The 17240-nt window shown below is 37.9% G+C and carries 9 protein-coding genes; 4 read left to right on the top strand and 5 right to left on the bottom strand.

From position 1 onward, the window contains the following. Positions 1 to 35: 35 nt before the first annotated feature. Complete coding sequence (locus NOX80_RS18225; protein ID WP_256551236.1) at positions 36 to 2438, bottom strand: T9SS type A sorting domain-containing protein; 2403 nt, start codon at positions 2436 to 2438, stop codon at positions 36 to 38. A gap of 191 nt (positions 2439 to 2629) precedes the next feature. After that, the gene (locus NOX80_RS18230) at positions 2630 to 3235 is read right to left on the bottom strand and encodes an outer membrane beta-barrel protein (protein WP_256551237.1); all 606 of its coding nucleotides are present in this window, start codon (positions 3233 to 3235) and stop codon (positions 2630 to 2632) included. Positions 3236 to 3408: 173 nt separating this feature from the next. On the opposite strand from NOX80_RS18230, the gene NOX80_RS18235 reads away from it, so the two are divergent. The 3 genes from NOX80_RS18235 to NOX80_RS18245 all read left to right on the top strand — a co-directional run bounded on the left by NOX80_RS18235 (position 3409) and on the right by NOX80_RS18245 (position 7056). Beyond that, positions 3409 to 3963 (top strand): porin family protein, encoded by a 555-nt coding sequence (locus NOX80_RS18235; RefSeq protein WP_256551238.1) that lies wholly within the window; start codon positions 3409 to 3411, stop codon positions 3961 to 3963. Positions 3964 to 4095: 132 nt separating this feature from the next. Then, positions 4096 to 4509 carry a type II 3-dehydroquinate dehydratase gene (gene aroQ, locus NOX80_RS18240; protein WP_256551239.1) on the top strand — a complete coding sequence of 138 codons (414 nt, stop codon included), beginning with the start codon at positions 4096 to 4098 and terminating at the stop codon, positions 4507 to 4509. A gap of 63 nt (positions 4510 to 4572) precedes the next feature. Further along, the gene (locus NOX80_RS18245; protein WP_256551240.1) at positions 4573 to 7056 is read left to right on the top strand and encodes a DUF5686 and carboxypeptidase regulatory-like domain-containing protein; all 2484 of its coding nucleotides are present in this window, start codon (positions 4573 to 4575) and stop codon (positions 7054 to 7056) included. A 44-nt stretch (positions 7057 to 7100) separates the two neighbouring features. Here NOX80_RS18245 and NOX80_RS18250 read toward each other — a convergent pair whose 3' ends face one another. The 3 genes from NOX80_RS18250 to NOX80_RS18260 form a co-directional block, all read right to left on the bottom strand. Next, positions 7101 to 7787, bottom strand: coding sequence for a dienelactone hydrolase family protein (locus tag NOX80_RS18250; protein ID WP_256551241.1), 687 nt, complete (start codon positions 7785 to 7787; stop codon positions 7101 to 7103). 88 nt (positions 7788 to 7875) lie between these two features. After that, complete coding sequence (locus NOX80_RS18255; protein ID WP_256551242.1) at positions 7876 to 12405, bottom strand: LamG-like jellyroll fold domain-containing protein; 4530 nt, start codon at positions 12403 to 12405, stop codon at positions 7876 to 7878. A 105-nt stretch (positions 12406 to 12510) separates the two neighbouring features. Then, the gene (locus NOX80_RS18260) at positions 12511 to 16545 is read right to left on the bottom strand and encodes a M14 family zinc carboxypeptidase (RefSeq protein ID WP_256551243.1); all 4035 of its coding nucleotides are present in this window, start codon (positions 16543 to 16545) and stop codon (positions 12511 to 12513) included. Positions 16546 to 16985: 440 nt separating this feature from the next. Between NOX80_RS18260 and NOX80_RS18265 the strand changes: the two genes are divergently transcribed. Further along, positions 16986 to 17162, top strand: a complete 177-nt coding sequence (locus NOX80_RS18265; RefSeq protein ID WP_256551244.1) for a hypothetical protein — start codon at positions 16986 to 16988, stop codon at positions 17160 to 17162. Positions 17163 to 17240: the final 78 nt, after the last annotated feature.

The following is a 17240-nucleotide window of genomic DNA, read 5'->3' on the forward strand; positions in this document are numbered from 1 at the left end:
GCCTCTCCGATGAGAGGCGTTTCTTTTTATACAAACTATTCAACTGTGAATTTTATACTTTTCACTTCATCTGATTGATTTTTATACGTCAACAGATAAATTCCTTTGGCATATCGGGAAACGTCAACCGAAAACAGTTTTTCTTTTTCCTGGTTACTTCCAAAATCATAAACCGTTTTTCCATAAAAATCAACAATTGAAATCAATTCACAATTTCTGGTTTCAATATTTAGTTTTTCATTTGCCGGAACCGGATACAATAGTGGTTTACTTTCAAACGCATTCTCTTTAGCCATCTCCAAACCTTGAGTTTCCGTTAGCATCTTACCGCTAGTTGAAATTCTATTATTTTTATACGTTGTACCGGTACAAATTGTCGCCAATTCCGATTGGGTAACCGGAACTACTTTATTTGTCGGTACCGCCGGATTAAATCCACCCTGAGCCGCATATGTCTGCGCATCGGTAATATAATTAGATCCTGTCATATTATATCCTGCAGGAGCCGGTTTTAATTCAATCGGATACGTTACCACATACAATACGTTTTGCGCATCCGGGTTATCAGTACGCTTTAAGTTTAAGATAAATTTCAGCTTAAATGTTTTGATTCGCGGCGCAAGGAACTCATTTCTTGGTGTGATTAAATTCGGATTTATAGATTCAACATTATAATTAGACACAAAATGACTGAGATCGAGGAATGAAAAACTATTTGCGACAGGCATTTTTTGACTATAACTAAATAGTCGCATATAGCCAGTTTTCCAATTACATGAAATTTCAGATCCGCTGCCTTCATAGCACGAGAATTTCGGCGTTGCATTTGGATAGTAATCCAGTCTTCTTGCACTACCTAACTTAGGAGTTACACTATATGAATAGGTAAATGAATAGTCATTCTTATAATTTTTTATTCCTATAGGCATAAATGCATTTTGAAAAACAGCTGCAGTCTCATCAACCAATGGTCCTTTTGTCGTTCCTGCTATCTCCAAACCATTATTCATATCCACATCAACACCAACAATAGTAGAATTTGGATTGGCTTTCGCATATTCAATTGACGGCTTAACATATTCCGTAACCAACATTACTTCTGCATCTTGTAATACCAATCCACTTGCCGGGTTGATTGCATATTTAAGAGCATCTCCTGACAGCTTATAATTTCTATCAACAAAATTATACAAACTTTTTATTTCTAAATATTTTGGATTAGAAAGCCCTACTTTTTCTCTATTTATAAATTCTTTTGTTGTGCTTGTTTCCGTATAATACATCACCGGAGCATTGATCAATGAAAAAATCCCCATGGTTTCGTTATACAACGGTTGTCCGCCGGTAGTTCCCGGCAAATACCCCTGCATTTGCGAACCCGGTAAACCGATTGTCAGATCGTGCATCGGATGCTGTGTTGCAATAGTTCCTTGTATTCTCACATCCAGATTCACACTTAAAGGTGCTATTTCCAAAGGACCACTTCCACTTAAACCACCTCCAAACAGACCATCTAAAAAATTAACCGCTTTACTTACATAAGGCAATGCTTTTAATCCCGCTTTAAGAAACTGACTCTCTTTCATTGAATTTCCTAATGTTTTAATCGCATTTATTGTAATTCCTCCATCAGCAAGATCTGTATACATTTTTTCATAGCCATTTATAAATTTTTGTGTCGTAGTATGCACTTTCATCATCTTATCATTGATGCTGTTCGCCGACTTCCAGAAACTACCATCTGATGATACCGTTCCTTGCCCATCTGAAATAGAAGTAATTGTTCCGGTTATTTTTCCGGTTAGTTCAACCGATGAGTTACTGATCAACTCCGAATACAATAACAATCGTGACGATTCCGGAAAGCTACAGGTACAAGGATCGTAGTTCATTTTAAACTCGGCATATGCCCAGAAATTATTATCGTTATAAAACTTTAACGCCGTACTGATCGATGGATTTTGTATATGCGGTGTATTCAAAGCCTTTTCAACATTGGCCATATCCAGAAGATTCGTCTGGAATCCCGGTGCGAATTTCAAGGTAAGCATCGCTCCATTGTAATTCATATTACGACACCATTTTACCAAAATACGTAGTTTACCGGTATATTTATTATACATCATAACATACGTATGCTCCGGACGACCTAATAGCGGATTATTGTTGTTATCAAATCCCAAATTATAGGCCACCATTTCCCATCCGTTTTCCGGTTTCATATCTTTAGTAAGCGAAAGCGGCAACAATTCCAACTGATTCGACTGGAATGGATTTGGTGTAAACGTATTCGGATTACACTGTGAATTGATTGGATAAAACGGGTTTGTTGTCGTCCAATCAAAATAATTCAGATAATTCGTTTGTTGTGGATTAATCGGATTTCCCGGATTGGTTGAGATCCCGTTTGGCGGACAAAAACTTTGCCCCAAAATCATTTTTGTAACAAAAAAGAAAAGTACTGTTATTTTAAATTTTATTTTAACAATAATTTTACTGTTAAAAAAATAAATTGATCTTAAAAAAAACTCCGCTTTCTTAAAGAAAAAGGAGTCAGATTTTTTTCGTACATTAAAGATATAAAAAAACCTCCCAATGGGAGGTTTTCTTTTATAAAATCTAAATCAGATTAGAATTTGTAAACTAAACCTAATTTAATGCTAGCCATGTTTACATTTAAACCGAAGTTATTTGTAGACTCAGCACCATCAGCATCTGGCTTAGAAGTTTTGTATGCTAATTCACCAAAAGTAGCTTCTAAAGCGAAGTTTTTAGATACGAAATAGCTAATACCCGGAGCTAAAGCAACGTCAAATCCGTTTACTTTTCCTTCAGCAGAAACACCACCTGTAGTAGTTTTAACTTTACTGTTGTTATAGTCAAATCCTAATTGACCGAACATAGAAAATTTAGAAGCTGGAGTGAAGTAGTATCTACCGAAAGCACCAACTGTAAATTTATCAGTTTTAGTTTCAGTTAAAGCGTTTGGCTCATCTTTCTCAGAAGTATATCCAAGTTTTACTCCAACTGCAATGTTCTCAGTTACGAAGTAAGCAGCTCTTGGAGAAATATCGAAAGAGTTGTTTTTAGCATCACCAGTTTTTGTAGTACCAAAACCTACAGAACCAGAAATGAATACATCTCCTTTAGAGAAACCTTCACCTTTAGCTTCTTCCTGAGCGTTAGCAAATCCGAAAGCGAATACTGCTGCTACTGTTAAAATAATCTTTTTCATGATTGTTTTGTTTATTAAAATTAACGGAGCAAATGTATAAAAAAAACTATTCGTTGATCATGACATTTGTCTAAAAGAAAAACAATTTTAATACTATTTTTCATAAAAAAACGTTATATATTTGATCAACAATATCTTACACAATTATTAAAAAAACCCTAAATTTTATTTTTATGAAAAAAAACCTGTTGTTTTTAGTAGTATTCACCTTATTTTGTACTCCTTTTTACGCCCAAATGATCCAATTTGGTGTAAAAGCCGGAGTGAATTTTGCTAATTTTACCGGTGGCGATGTAGAAGGTTACGACTTTAAAACCATTACAAGCTATCATGCCGGAATTGTATCGGAGATTAAATTACTAGAAAACCTTTCCATCCAACCTGAGCTTTTATATTCTACTCAAGGAGCGAAACTGGAAGGATTAGGGGAGCAGATTAAAAATGAATTGGGCTATATTTCCATACCGGTATTGGCTAAATTCTACTTAACCTCAAACAAACTTAGTCTTGAATTGGGACCGCAAGCGTCTTTCCTTGTAAGCGAACGCAATAAGGTTAGTACTAATGATTCCAAATCGTTTGACTTTGCCGTGGCCGGTGGTTTGAGTTATAAAATAACCAATAGTATTTTTATACAAGGGCGATATGCTCTCGGTCTGACCGAAGTTTCTAAAGATGCTGATGTCAAAAACTCGACTATTCAGTTTTCTTTAGGCTACCTATTTTAGCATCACTCATATGTTAGTTAGTGAAGGGATTGTCTTCGGACAATCCCTTTTTTTATCACATCGCATAGGTTTTAAAACCGGACAGGTGTACTGCCACATTATTTTTATTTATTTTTACCAAAAAGAGCATACATGAGACTCATTATTATTAATGGCCCTAATTTAAATCTGTTAGGAAAACGGGAACCGGAAATTTACGGCTCTCAAACATTTGAAGACTATTTCGAAATTCTGCAAAACCGCTTCCCGAATATCAGCCTGGAATATTATCAAAGTAATATTGAGGGGGAACTAATCTCGAAAATTCAGGAAAAAGGATTTGATTTTGACGGAATCATCTTGAATGCCGGTGCTTATACCCATACCTCAATCGGAATTGGCGATGCTATTAAAGCCGTGACTACTCCGGTAATTGAGGTTCATATTTCCAATACTTTTTCCCGCGAAAGTTTTCGCCATCAATCTTATATTTCACCGAATGCTAACGGTATTATTATCGGATTCGGATTAAAGAGTTACGACCTGGCGATACAATCTTTTTTATAACCCATGCAACCATTGTCGATTTTAAATCGTCATATATACAAAACGCCTTAACTCCTTAAATGAATGAAAAAGACAATTACATTATTTGCCCTTTTATGCACCTTCTTATCTATGGCTCAAATCCGCGGAAAAGTTGTGACATCTACAGGACAAGCTTTGCCTTATGCCAGTGTACTTATCGAAAACACGTATAACGGAACCTCAACCAACGATAACGGTTTTTATGACCTGAGTATTAAGAATCAGGGAAAATATACTCTGGTTTATCAATGTTTGGGTTTTAAAACCAAAAAACTGACGATTAATGTTACGCATTTTCCTTTTAGTGTAGAAGATGTGGTTCTTGCTGATGAAAATTTCACTTTGAATGAGGTGGTTATTAATAATAAGGAGAATCCGGCCAATGCTATTATTCGTAATGCTATTGCCAGCCGAAAAAGAAATATGTCTTTATCCGATAAATTTGAAGCCGATTTCTATTCCCGTGGAATTTTTCGTGTAAAGGATATGCCTAAAAAAATATTAGGTCAGGAAATCGGTGATATGAACGGATCCATCGATTCTACCGGATCCGGAATTATTTATTTGTCGGAAACCGTTTCCAAAATTGCTTTCGAAAAACCGAACAATCTTCGTGAGGAGATTGTCGCTTCTAAAATAAGTGGTGACGACAAAGGATTTAGTTACAATACGGCTCGCGGTACGCATTATGATTTTTACGAAAATTATGTAAATCTCGGCATCAATATGGTTTCCCCTATCGCTAACAATGCATTTAATTATTACAAATACACATTGGAAAGTACTTTTGTGGATAGTGATAACAACTTGGTCAACAAAATAAAGTTAACGCCTAAAAGAGATAAAGAACCTGTTTTTGAAGGTTACATTTATATCGTAGAAGATTCATGGGCTATTTATGCGGTTGATTTTGATATTAAAGGCTACCGTATGCAGGAACCGGTATTGGAAACAATGAAACTTACGCAAAACTTCACCTATAATAAAGGAACCGGAATCTGGGCCAAAAACATTCAGACTATGGACTTTACAGCGGGTATTTTCGGAATTAAATTTGCCGGAAAATTTACGCATGTTTTTAGCAATTATATATTCCGTGACCGATTTGAAAAGAAAACATTCCGAAATGAAATCGTTACCATTCAAAAAGATGCCAATAAAAAGGATAACGAATACTGGAATACTTTCCGACCGGTGCCTTTAACTGAAGAAGAAGTTACCGATTATCACAAAAAAGACAGTATCCAGACACTAAGAACGTCACAGGTATATCTTGATTCGATTGATGCTAAAAAGAATAAATTCAGCTTAAGTGATATCCTTTTCGGTTATAGTTACCGTAATTCGTTTAAAAAATATACACTTACTTACGATGGTGTAATCGACCCGACTTCCGTTAATTTTAATACGGTACAGGGATGGAACCTCAACAGCGGATTTTCTTTCCGCAAATGGGATAACGAAAAAGGTACGGGTACTACAATTTCAAGTAAACTGAATTATGGTTTTGCTGAAAATCGTTTGCGCGCCATCGGAACAATTTATCACCGTTTTAATGCGATCAATGATGCCTACTTATATATAGCGGGTGGTAGCAGTATCCAACAGTTTAATGCTGCTGAACCGATTAGCAATATTCTTAACTCGGTTACCACCTTATTCTTCAAAAATAACTTTGCTAAATTCTACAATAAAGAATTTATCAGTATCAATTACGGACAAGAAGTTGTCAACGGTATTACTTTAAACGGAAAACTGGAGTATTCTGCACGAAAACCATTGTTCAACAATACGGACTACGTAATTTTTAAACGCGATAAACCGTATACTTCTAACAATCCTTTGCTTCCGGAAGATAATACTGTAGCCGCATTCGAAAAACACAACCTGGTAAAAGCCGGAATTTCTACCCGAATTCGTTTCGGTCAGAAATATATTTCCCGACCGGATCGCAAACTGAATATTCCGAATGAAAAGTATCCGTCTATTTTATTATCGTATGAAAAAGCTTTTGGCGGTAGTTCCGATAATTATAATTACGATTTTATTTCCGGAGATTTGGTTTATAATAAAAGAATCGGAAACAAAGGTGACTTAGGAATCCGTTTTAAAGCCGGTAAATTTTTTAATGCCGACCAGATTTCTTTTATCGATTACAAGCATTTTAACGGAAACCAGACGCATATCGGAACCAGCAATCGTTATCTGAATGTATTTAACCTGCTTCCTTATTATTCAAACAGTACCAATAATGCCTTTTTAGAAACGCATATTGAGCACGATTTCAAAGGTTATATCATGAATAAAATTCCGTTGCTAAACAAACTGCAATGGAACCTGGTTGTCGGATTCCACCAAATCAATACACCTGACACAAAACCGTATCAGGAATTCACAGCCGGATTTGACAATATCGGTTGGGGTAAATTCCGTATGTTCCGTGTGGATTATGTTCGTTCTTATCAAAACGGATTCCAGACAGACGGAGTTGTTTTCGGTCTGAAAATACTCAATATCATCGAGTAATTATAAAACAAAGGGCTGTCTTAAAATGAACAGCCCTTTGTTTTTTATTTCTTTTTTACTTGTTTTAGCATCCACTCGTAAACTTCATCTTTTCGGAATATATTTTCCACATTACTGTGATTTCCACCTTTAATAACGGTTAACGTTACATCGGCATCCGGCTTACAGGATTTGATTGCTTTTACAATTTTTTTGGACTCAGATAACGGAACGATAAAATCTTTATTTCCGTGTTGCACCCATAACGGTATTGTAGCCAGTTTACAAGCATCGTTTACATTTCCGCCGCCACAAATCGCCACCGCCGCTGTAATTTTATCGGCATATTTTCCGGCAAAGTTCATGGTTCCGTAACCGCCGAGGCTCATTCCGCAAACATATACCCGCGTTGAATCGGTATTGTAATTCTGTTGTACGTATTCCAATACATTTAATACTTTATCGGGATTCCACGGTCCGGACGGCAATTGCGGAGCGACAACTATGGCCGGGATTTTTTTGCCGTTTTCAATTGCTTTCAATACGCCGTAACGTCGAACGCGTTCCAGATTAGTTCCGGAAAGACTACGTCCGTGCAGGAAAACAATAACCGGAGCTTTTTGATCCAATACTTCCTGATCCGGAAGATTGATATAAAACGGATAATCGGTTTTATCGGTAATGGCTTGTAATTGCGCCTTTGTAACCGTTACAGAAAAAAGACAAAACAGAAGGAATAGATACGTTTTCATGCATATAACAGATAGGGAATGCAAAGTTACTTTTTTACGATCAAAATCCGGTCAAAAAATAAGCCTCAATTACTGAGGCTTACTTTTTTTATTTAATAATAATCTTTTTACTGATTGACCCTTTGTTGGTATCGACCTTAACAATATAGGTTCCGGTACTCACATTGTTAACCGGTAACACTATTTCCTGTTGTTCCATGGTAGCGGTTCTCCAACTATTGAGTTGTTGTCCCAAAACATTATATAAGCTAACACTTCCAACTGAAACATCCGTCAGTTTATTTTGAATACGGATCTGATTGTTTCCTTGCAGATAAGCCACATTTACACTTTCAAGTACATTTTCGGTAACCGACAATCTTTTCGTTTCAAAGCACAAAGTAAAATTGTAATTTTCTCCTGCCGGAATAGCCACTTCATAATCTGAATTTCTGATATCGTAATAGGAATTCGTTATATTATTATGGATATAAACCGGCTGATCCGGGTTGAAATTTTCCAGTGCGTCAATCTTAAATTTTACGATTCCGGCAACATCGGTTTTTACATATAGCGGATAAAAACTGGCATCATTAAAATGTCCGACACCCTGAATAACCAGTTTTTTATCTCCCAAATGAAATAGCATATCCTGAGGCAAATCATCATCAATTACAATTCCGTCATAACCGTAATCCCAATCATCCGTTGCCAAACCATCCATAAAGGCTAATAATATCTGACGATGATTCCCCACAGCCGATGTAAAACCTAAACGAATTCTGCTGTTCGAATCTTCGGAAATCGGATCATTTCCGTTATTATTAAAATGATCATTAGTTACCATAGCATTATTTGCAACCGTGGTATTTCGGAACATCACATTTGAAGTAGCAGCATCTTCTTTCACAAAAGCACGCTGATTATTATCGAATACAAGCGTCCCTCCTGCTGCACCGGCATGTAAGAAGAAACCTTGTCCGACAGGTATAAAGCGGCCCGGAACACGAGAACTGGATCCTAACCCGCTGATTCCCGGTGGCGATACCGGTGGTGTTCCTCCTGAAAGATTACGCGTTGCATAACCGCCTTGATATTGCTGTAACACATGTGTATTATTTGTAGGATAATGTTCCCAGAAATAAATCGCCCCATTTATAACAGCTGAATTATCGTTTATAAACTGTTGTGCATCCAAAGCCGAAGCATAAGGGTTACCACTCAGATTAATATTATTCGCCGATATCGCATTAGTGATTCTTCCGTTATACGGTTTTCCTACAAAAACATAATTCTGAGTTGCCGTTCCGGCATTACTTCCTTTCATTGTAAATCCGCTGGAAGGCGTTAAAATACCCGTTTCGTTAATCTGTGTCCAGTTGGCATATAAATCGGAAAGATTTTGAAATTTATAAATCCAGTAACGCGCCAGACTAATCGGTGTTGTAGCAGAACCATCATAACCGCCTATCCAATTAATGGTTGCCGGAGCTGCCGCATTTGTTCCGTCTCTTAAAACACCGCTAACCGTATAATTGTTGTTATTTGTTGTTGCATTGATTGCTCCAACCGGAGACGACCAATAGTTATAGTTAAATCTATTGGATTGCCCTTGCTGATCGCGCTCAATAGAACCGGAACTGGTTGGATCCAGATCCGAATTATAGGTTTGAACCAATTGGGAACGTCCCTGAAGATCTATTTTACCATTTATTCGTAAAAAATGACTCACTTCGACTTTAGAATCATTCGTTGCGAAAAGCGTATTTGAGTTAACAAAAAGCCCTAACAAAGTCTTGTTTCCACTTGATGTTACGTTATGCGCCGTTCTTACGATATTCCAGTCAATTGGCGTTGTTCCGTCCACAATTGACAACGAATACGGTAAATCTTGCGTTGTTCCGTTTAACCAGGTCGCCGTTGCACTCCATAATCCGGTAGCATTACTATCATATGGCATCGGAGCCGTTTGTGTATTGATATCAATTTTGCTAGGATTTACAAGATTACCTCTATTCTTATTTAATGAGTTGTCATTGATATGGGTACCGATATACGTATTCATCGAATAATAGGCTGTAAGACTCGCCCATGTTAACGCGCTAACGTCATTTTTAGTTACCGTAGACGGCATTATTCGTCCCAAAGTATTTGCTCCGGAACTCATAATCTCCTGATTCATTATATAGCGTAGTTCAGTAAGAGTTAACGCCCTGCTCCAGATGCGTAGTTCATCAAGATCCCCTTTAAAGATATTGACGATACTGCTTTTATTACGATATTCGGCACCGATAGTAAAAATACTGGTTGTTGCTGTCGGAGCCGGCATACTACCGGATCGATCCAATACGCCGTCAATATAAAGACTAAGCGTCCCTGAATTATAAACCGCAGCAATATTATGCCAGATATTATTAGGTAATGTCGTGTTCGAAATCAAAGAATTACCGTTCCATTCCATACGAATCTTATTATCGTTCTGAATCACCAATCGATAACCGGTTGTCCCGTTATGTTTAGAAACGATTGTTTTATCGTTTGTAGCATTGTTAGCTCCAGTAGGTCGTGCCCATCCCATAATTGTAAAAGCACCGGTAAGATCATTTTTATTATCCACTTTAACAGCATCATCAACACCGTCAATGGTAATATGGCGCGGCAATACCACTTCATGTGCTACACCAAAAGCAATATATTTTGTTCCGTCAAAATCGTAGAAACATTCCTGGTTTGTACCGTTTGTATTTAAGAATACCATATCGATTCCGGTGGTAAAAGCCGCATCACTAGCGATGATCATCACATAAGCGTCATTACCGGAAAGTGCAGGTAAGCTAGCGAGATCCGTTGTAGCTAATGATACCTTTACAGTAGCAACATCGCCACCGGTTTCTACTACCTTCCATTTTTTATTGGTTATATCCGTTGAAGTTGTTACCGTTGAAGGCCCGAATGTTACGGTTAACGGAGTCGCACTGGTCGTCATAGCTTGCCCGTTACTTCCCCATACCAAATACTTTCTGTCGGCATCAAATGTATTCGTATTGGCCGAATTGGTAGTCAGAATATTACCCAATCCCATTGTAATAACAGCACCGGAATTGATACTTTTTGATTGTTTTTGATTTAATTGTGCCGAATCGTCTCTTCCGATTCCGGCAATATCGTAGTTAAATCCGGTTGGTGCGATGTTCCAGATCGTGGTTCCGGCGGAGTTTACATAATTCTGACTCACACCGTTTGTTCCCAGTGTAATTCCGTATTTAATCGCCAGATAGGACTCGATTCGATTACGTTCAGTCGCATCATTTTTACGTGCTGAATACGATATAACCTCAGCGATTCTTCCACCGAAACTTCCGTCAAAAACCTGACTTCTTCCCAGCCAATAACGACGATTTGCCAACGAAATCCATTGTGGAACCCCTACTTCGGTATTGGAAATACTTAGGGCGTTACTGTAAAGCTCCTGTTTGGTTGCAGCACTGTTATGCCTACTATTGATGATGTTAACACTGGAGTAAGTTCCATTTACCTGAGCAAGTCCATACCCTCTTTCATTAACATCAGGTGTACTTGCTTCCGGTGTCGATCCGACACAATAGCTCACCACTTCATTATCAAAACGTATCGAATATTGGCCGAATCCAATCCCCGTACCGTCTTTTTCATAAGTACTGGTAGCACTTGACTGAGCACAATATAAATCAACGCTGGCCGTAGTCGAAGTAATCGTAGCCGGATTATCGTTTATAACCACAATAAAGAGGTCATGCGAATAAAAACCTGATGTCCCTTGTAATTCCGCTCTATTAGAAAGATAGGTATAGTTGGATGCTGAAGTCGAAGGATTATTTCCAAACTCCACCACCGGATTAAAATTAATATTCTTGGTGGTATTATTTCGATATACCGGTCGGTTGGTTAATGTGGCATTTGTCGCATCAATCACTTTAGCGTCATTTCCTTTTCCGCGATCAGTCCATATATTCACATTGGCTCCATCGGTTCCCACAGTTGATCCGTTGACCTGATCGGCTCTTAGCCAGGTTTCCAAATTGGCTGTAATTCCACCCGGACCTGTTGCAATTGTATTATTAACTGTTCCGGTAACGGTAACATAATCGATAAAAAATTGCCTTGATGCACTTCCGGTAGTCGTTACAAAGCGAAATTGTGCCGTAGCAGCAAAGGTCGAACTGGTCGAGAAAATTGTTCCGATCAGCGCATAATAATTTGTATTATCATTCACATCCCTTATGGTGGCTGCAACCCCTTTGTCAACAGTTCGGACAGTAGTCCAGGCCGCAACAGGATTGTCACGATATTGCAGTGTAATTCTGTCATTCGTGCTTAACGAATTTCCTCTGACAAAAAAACTCACATCAACTTTATTATAACCGGCGGTACTGATCACAGGTGATGTCATGTTACTTCCGTTAACCGGTACCTGTATTTTAGACGTTCCGTTATACGCATTACCGGTTGTCAAAGTAGCTCCAACAAGTACCCAGGTTGTAGATCCTTCAAAACTATCCTGATGTAGTTGTGTAGTCTGTCCGGATACCAAACCCGGTAAAAAGCAGATTGCCAATAGTAGTAATCGCCTCGTAAGCGGTGTTGTAATTTTTAATTTCATAGGGGTAAGTAGTTTTGTTCATAAGTTTTAAATTTGGGGGCTAGAATTTGGGTTGTTGTCGTTGTTGTTTTTGGCTCCTCTTTTCAAAGGAGCCAATAGTATTTTTTAAAGCACTTTTTTGAAAACAGTCTGATTCGTTTCCGTTATAACTTTTACCAATAAAACGGCTTCACTGGTGAAAAGGTTGGTTGTATAAGTCGGCGTACTCATCTTTTCTGACTGATAAATTAATCTTCCTAATAAATCATAAACAGCAACGGATATCAGGTTTTCTTTTGAAGATCGCACTGTAATCTCGCTATTCTGTTTACTGACACTGATAGCTGCAATATCGGCATTAAAATCGTGGTTTCCTAATGTTGAGTTCTTGAAAACCAATTCAAAACGATCGTTATTCACTCCTTCTTCAGCCGAAAAACCATAGCTATTCTGCTTTAGATCGTGAATAGTATTCAGCGTTTTATCTTTTAGAAAAATATACTGTTCACCCGTAAACAATCCGTCGAAATGATCAATTGAGATATTATAGTTTCCGGCTGTCGGAATATTTACTCCTAATGCAACACTGTCATTATTGTCAAAAGGTACCGGGCGACCCTGAATAGCATACGCTTCATTTCCGATCGTACTGTATAAAGCGGCTCCGCTCGCACCGAAATCTTTCGCATCAATTCCATAATCAGCCGCTACCGTTGCTCCGGTCATATAACCGATCAGAATTTGGCTAAAAGCATCATTATTTCCGCTTAGATTTAACCAGATACGGTGTTTTTCTATCGCTTCATTTTCAACCAATGCCGGTGCATTATTAATTTTAAAGAATTGATTAGCATTATTGATCAACCTCATACTATTACGGAAAGAAACCGCTCCGTTGGTTACAGCATTCACGAGAAATCCTTGTCCAACCTGGATAATTCCGTTTGGTACAGCACCTCCGGCTTGCGCTGCCGTTCCTCCTAACTTTGTGTATTTCGCATAGTTATTCAACGGGTACAAACCGGTTGACGGACTAGAAGGTGTAGCATGTGTCCAGAAATACAAACTTCCGTCGATAGTTGTATTAACGGTTCCGCTTCCGCTGATATTCGCATTGATAAAGTCAATCGCATTGATCGTAGACGGATATGGATTTCCGATCAAATTATACCCTGTAGTTGTACCTCGCTGTACATTGATGTTAACATTACCGTTATTTAAAACTCCTGTATAATGTCCCGAGAAAACCGCAGGAGTCGTCGCACTCCATGTATTCGGAATACGGATCAGATATCCTTTTCCCGCTGTAAACGCATTCGTACTCGGATTGATTGTTTCATAAGCACCGATCGGTCCGTTTAACGGATTATAAATATAAAATCGGTTGGTTAAGGTTTGCGGTGAAAAAGCTAATAAATTTTGTGATGCTACCGGCGATGACCAGTTCGTATAATCCAGACGGATCATCGGGGAACTGTTTCGGTATACATTACTATTTCCGCTGTTCGTGTTATTTTCTACCTGAACGAGATTCGCATTATTCTGAATAATAAGATTAGCTGTTGCGGCTACTGTTACTTCACGATTGATAATAAAGTTATGCCCCGTTTGAATTGTAACGACAGCCGTTCCGCTAATTGTAAGTGAACAAGCTTCCAGATTTCCCGTTGAGGTAAAATTACCGTTGATAATTGCATGCACATCATTGTTCGGAGCGCTATTACTCCAGCTACTTCCGTTCCACGTGGTCGAAGTGGCACAAGGGACACCTTGTATCGTGAAATTGGTATTTGGAGTTACATAATTATTACAAGTATTGATCACACTTACAGTAGCCGTTCCGTCATTTGCGATATCAGCTGCTGTAATTGTTGTCGATAACTGTGTAGTACTGATAAAAGTGGTTGCTTTATTTACACCATTCCAACGGATAACAGATTCCCCGTTAACAAAATTAGTTCCCGTTACGATTAATGTAAAATTAGCTCCTCCTTCCAATGCTGTGTCCGGAGAAATCGTAGTGATCGTCGGATCCGGTTTTACCGTTACCGTTACTTCTTTTCGCGCACTTTTTAACGGAGCGAATTTCCAGTTAAAAAACTGAAAGAAAGTCCCGGTTCCACTATTACTTTTAATGCTCACAGTATTATTCGTCATCGGATATGTAATCCCCGAAGTCGCCACAGTAAGATTAAATCCGTTGATTTCACGTGATACCAGACGAAGATTGTTCTGCGCCGGCAAATAAAAATCAAGATCAATATCCTGTGTTGCAGTCCCTGTAATACGAATTACTTTCGATTCCAGCATCGCTCCGGAACTGTCTTGTAATTCTACTAAAATTTCACCAATCGCACTGGGTCTGATACTTACCGATTTTAATTTAGTTGGTGTTGTACAGTCAAATACCAAATATTTATTGGCTACAGTAGCTTTAGCCGTTGGTGATCCTGTTGGTGTTACAGGACCAACATTCGCTAACGCTACTTCACGTTCTACAAAATACGAGCGGGTAGTTGTAAGCGTCGGAGTTGTATAAGAACTGGCGGTTGCCAGTGCTGTTGTGCTTGTTGCGGTGTCATACCAACGAATCGTTCCGGAATCAGCTGTTGATAAAGTAGCGGTCTTTCCTTTACAAATCGTAGCATTTGTGACAGTTGGCTCAGCTGTAGTCGCTACCATTTGCACATTTAGTACAGTAGTCGCATTATTAGCAACCGTAGCCGCGATGGTTTGCGATACATATCCCGGTGCTTCAAAAGTAATATTATAATTTCCGGCGATCAGTAATTTATAATAATCACCATGTAGCGATCCGGTTTTAACCCATGCCCCTTTTAAATCGTAGCCCGGAATATATACTTTCGCATTAATCGGGTTTCCGGACATATCGGTCACTTTACCTTGCAATCCGTAATTCGCCTGTTTAATATGATCCAAGAAGGCTTGTTTATTGTAGTTCCAAAAATTAGGTAATTCAGAAGCAGCCGGAAATTTCGTAGTTGAGATTTCAATTGTTACTTCTTTATTATGCATATAGTAGTTATTGTAATCCTGACGACCACCGCTTACGGTGTACCAAAGCGAACCATTTGTAGTTCCGGGATACTGACCCGCAAACACATCGTCCATATAACCATTATTATTACTCGCATTTTGACAAGATTGTGCATAATTTTTAGAAATAAACTTAAAGTAATTGTCATGCGGATGTAAATGGTTCGGTGAAGCATAAGCATCCCACGGATAATTGACCACTTCTACTCCTCCGTGGAAATTCGCAGCCATTACAAAATTTCTTGTTTTTTCAAAAGCCAGAAAAGCTAATGTTTCCGGTTGGTAGGCAAAAGTATCCGGATGCAAGCCGTTTAACGGATCCGGGTAATTTCGGTTTAAGTCTCTACCATTAGCATTGGCTCGGGTTGCCGTATTTCCGGCAGAGTTCATAACATCGTTACCGGTTGTTTTATACGATCCGTCAGGGTTTGAAAGCGGACTAATATAAATTTCGGTTGTATTGACCATATTGGTTACTTCCGAATCCGTACCGTAACGAGTTACCAGATGATCAATAAGACGCATCATTAACGGAAAGCCGGTAATTTCATCACCATGCATTGATGATGAATAGAAAAACTCAGGTTCTGCTTCATCGGTCTGGCAATTGTCGGATATTTTTAAAATCCACAGATTACGACCATTCGGGGTACTACCGATATTTTCCAGCTTACATAAATTCGGATATGTATTAGCATAATACTGCATCTTAGCTACATATTGTGAATAGGTCGGATAAGCATCCCAAGTGGTATCCCATTGTGCATTGGGAGCCATTGCATTTTTATTAGCTTCGGCACTTGGAATCTCATTATCTTCCGTACGCACCTGAAACGGTATATTATAGGTCAGGAATTTATCAAAAGTAATTTTATCAGCGTAAGCTTCCACTTTTAAATCATCCTGATTCACTCTTTTATGACTCAACGATAAAAACGCGGCTAATTTTTTAAACTGTTGTTCGTTGGCAGCCTGGAAAGTAAAAATTACCTCTCCTTTCGTTTTTAAATAATATTGTGCTTTCGCAAGATTCGTTTCTGTCTGGGCAAATACTACAGATAAGGAGGATAGTAGAAATAAAATAATTAATGTAGTTTTTTTCATATAATTATGCTTTTGGGTTTTCAAAATTAATGAAAAAAAATTAACATAACTTTATATGTTAGTATTGTTTTATTAAATAAAAAAATACAAATAGTTCGGTATTTTTAAATAATTGCTGATTTATTGTTACCAAAAGGTTATTTCGAAATTCAACATCAATTCCTACAAAAGCAGACATTCATAACATTTTGTTACCACACGGCGTGATATTTCTCTATAAAAATACACTTTTTAGATCACATAACGCACTAAATGTTATTCAAAACCTACCAAAAAAAATCATCTTTTTAAACCTTCTCCTTTTTAAAATTCTGCACCTTTTTTACAATTTGATCAACAATTGATAACCCACGTTTATCGCTCAAAAGTCGATCCGTCAGAAGCAGTTGTTGTAACATTTTTCTACTATTAAATACTGATATCTTATAAAATCATTCATCATGAAAAAAACATCCAGAGCTTATATCCCAATAGGATTACTATTTTTACTTTTAGAAATAAGAATTGAAAAGAGTGAACCGCTTTTAAAATACGGATTACTATTCCTAGCCACCCTATTTTTTATTGCCGGGTTTGTGACTATTGTAAAAAACGGAAAAGGGAATATTGAAAAATAGTTTATTACTGATTTTCTCTTTAAAATTCCAGTAGATCCCCTTCATTCACCTAGAAATAATCCTAAATAGTTATTTTCA

This window comes from Flavobacterium cerinum, from assembly GCF_024496085.1.
Taxonomy (GTDB): domain Bacteria; phylum Bacteroidota; class Bacteroidia; order Flavobacteriales; family Flavobacteriaceae; genus Flavobacterium; species Flavobacterium cerinum_A.

Coding starts and splice junctions, on each gene's coding strand:
- NOX80_RS18225 (WP_256551236.1), bottom strand. CDS start 2,438: ATGATTTTGGGGCAAAGTTTTTGTCCGCCAAACGGGATCTCAACCAAT.
- NOX80_RS18230 (WP_256551237.1), bottom strand. CDS start 3,235: ATGAAAAAGATTATTTTAACAGTAGCAGCAGTATTCGCTTTCGGATTT.
- NOX80_RS18235 (WP_256551238.1), top strand. CDS start 3,409: ATGAAAAAAAACCTGTTGTTTTTAGTAGTATTCACCTTATTTTGTACT.
- aroQ (WP_256551239.1), top strand. CDS start 4,096: ATGAGACTCATTATTATTAATGGCCCTAATTTAAATCTGTTAGGAAAA.
- NOX80_RS18245 (WP_256551240.1), top strand. CDS start 4,573: ATGAAAAAGACAATTACATTATTTGCCCTTTTATGCACCTTCTTATCT.
- NOX80_RS18250 (WP_256551241.1), bottom strand. CDS start 7,787: ATGAAAACGTATCTATTCCTTCTGTTTTGTCTTTTTTCTGTAACGGTT.
- NOX80_RS18255 (WP_256551242.1), bottom strand. CDS start 12,405: ATGAAATTAAAAATTACAACACCGCTTACGAGGCGATTACTACTATTG.
- NOX80_RS18260 (WP_256551243.1), bottom strand. CDS start 16,545: ATGAAAAAAACTACATTAATTATTTTATTTCTACTATCCTCCTTATCT.
- NOX80_RS18265 (WP_256551244.1), top strand. CDS start 16,986: ATGAAAAAAACATCCAGAGCTTATATCCCAATAGGATTACTATTTTTA.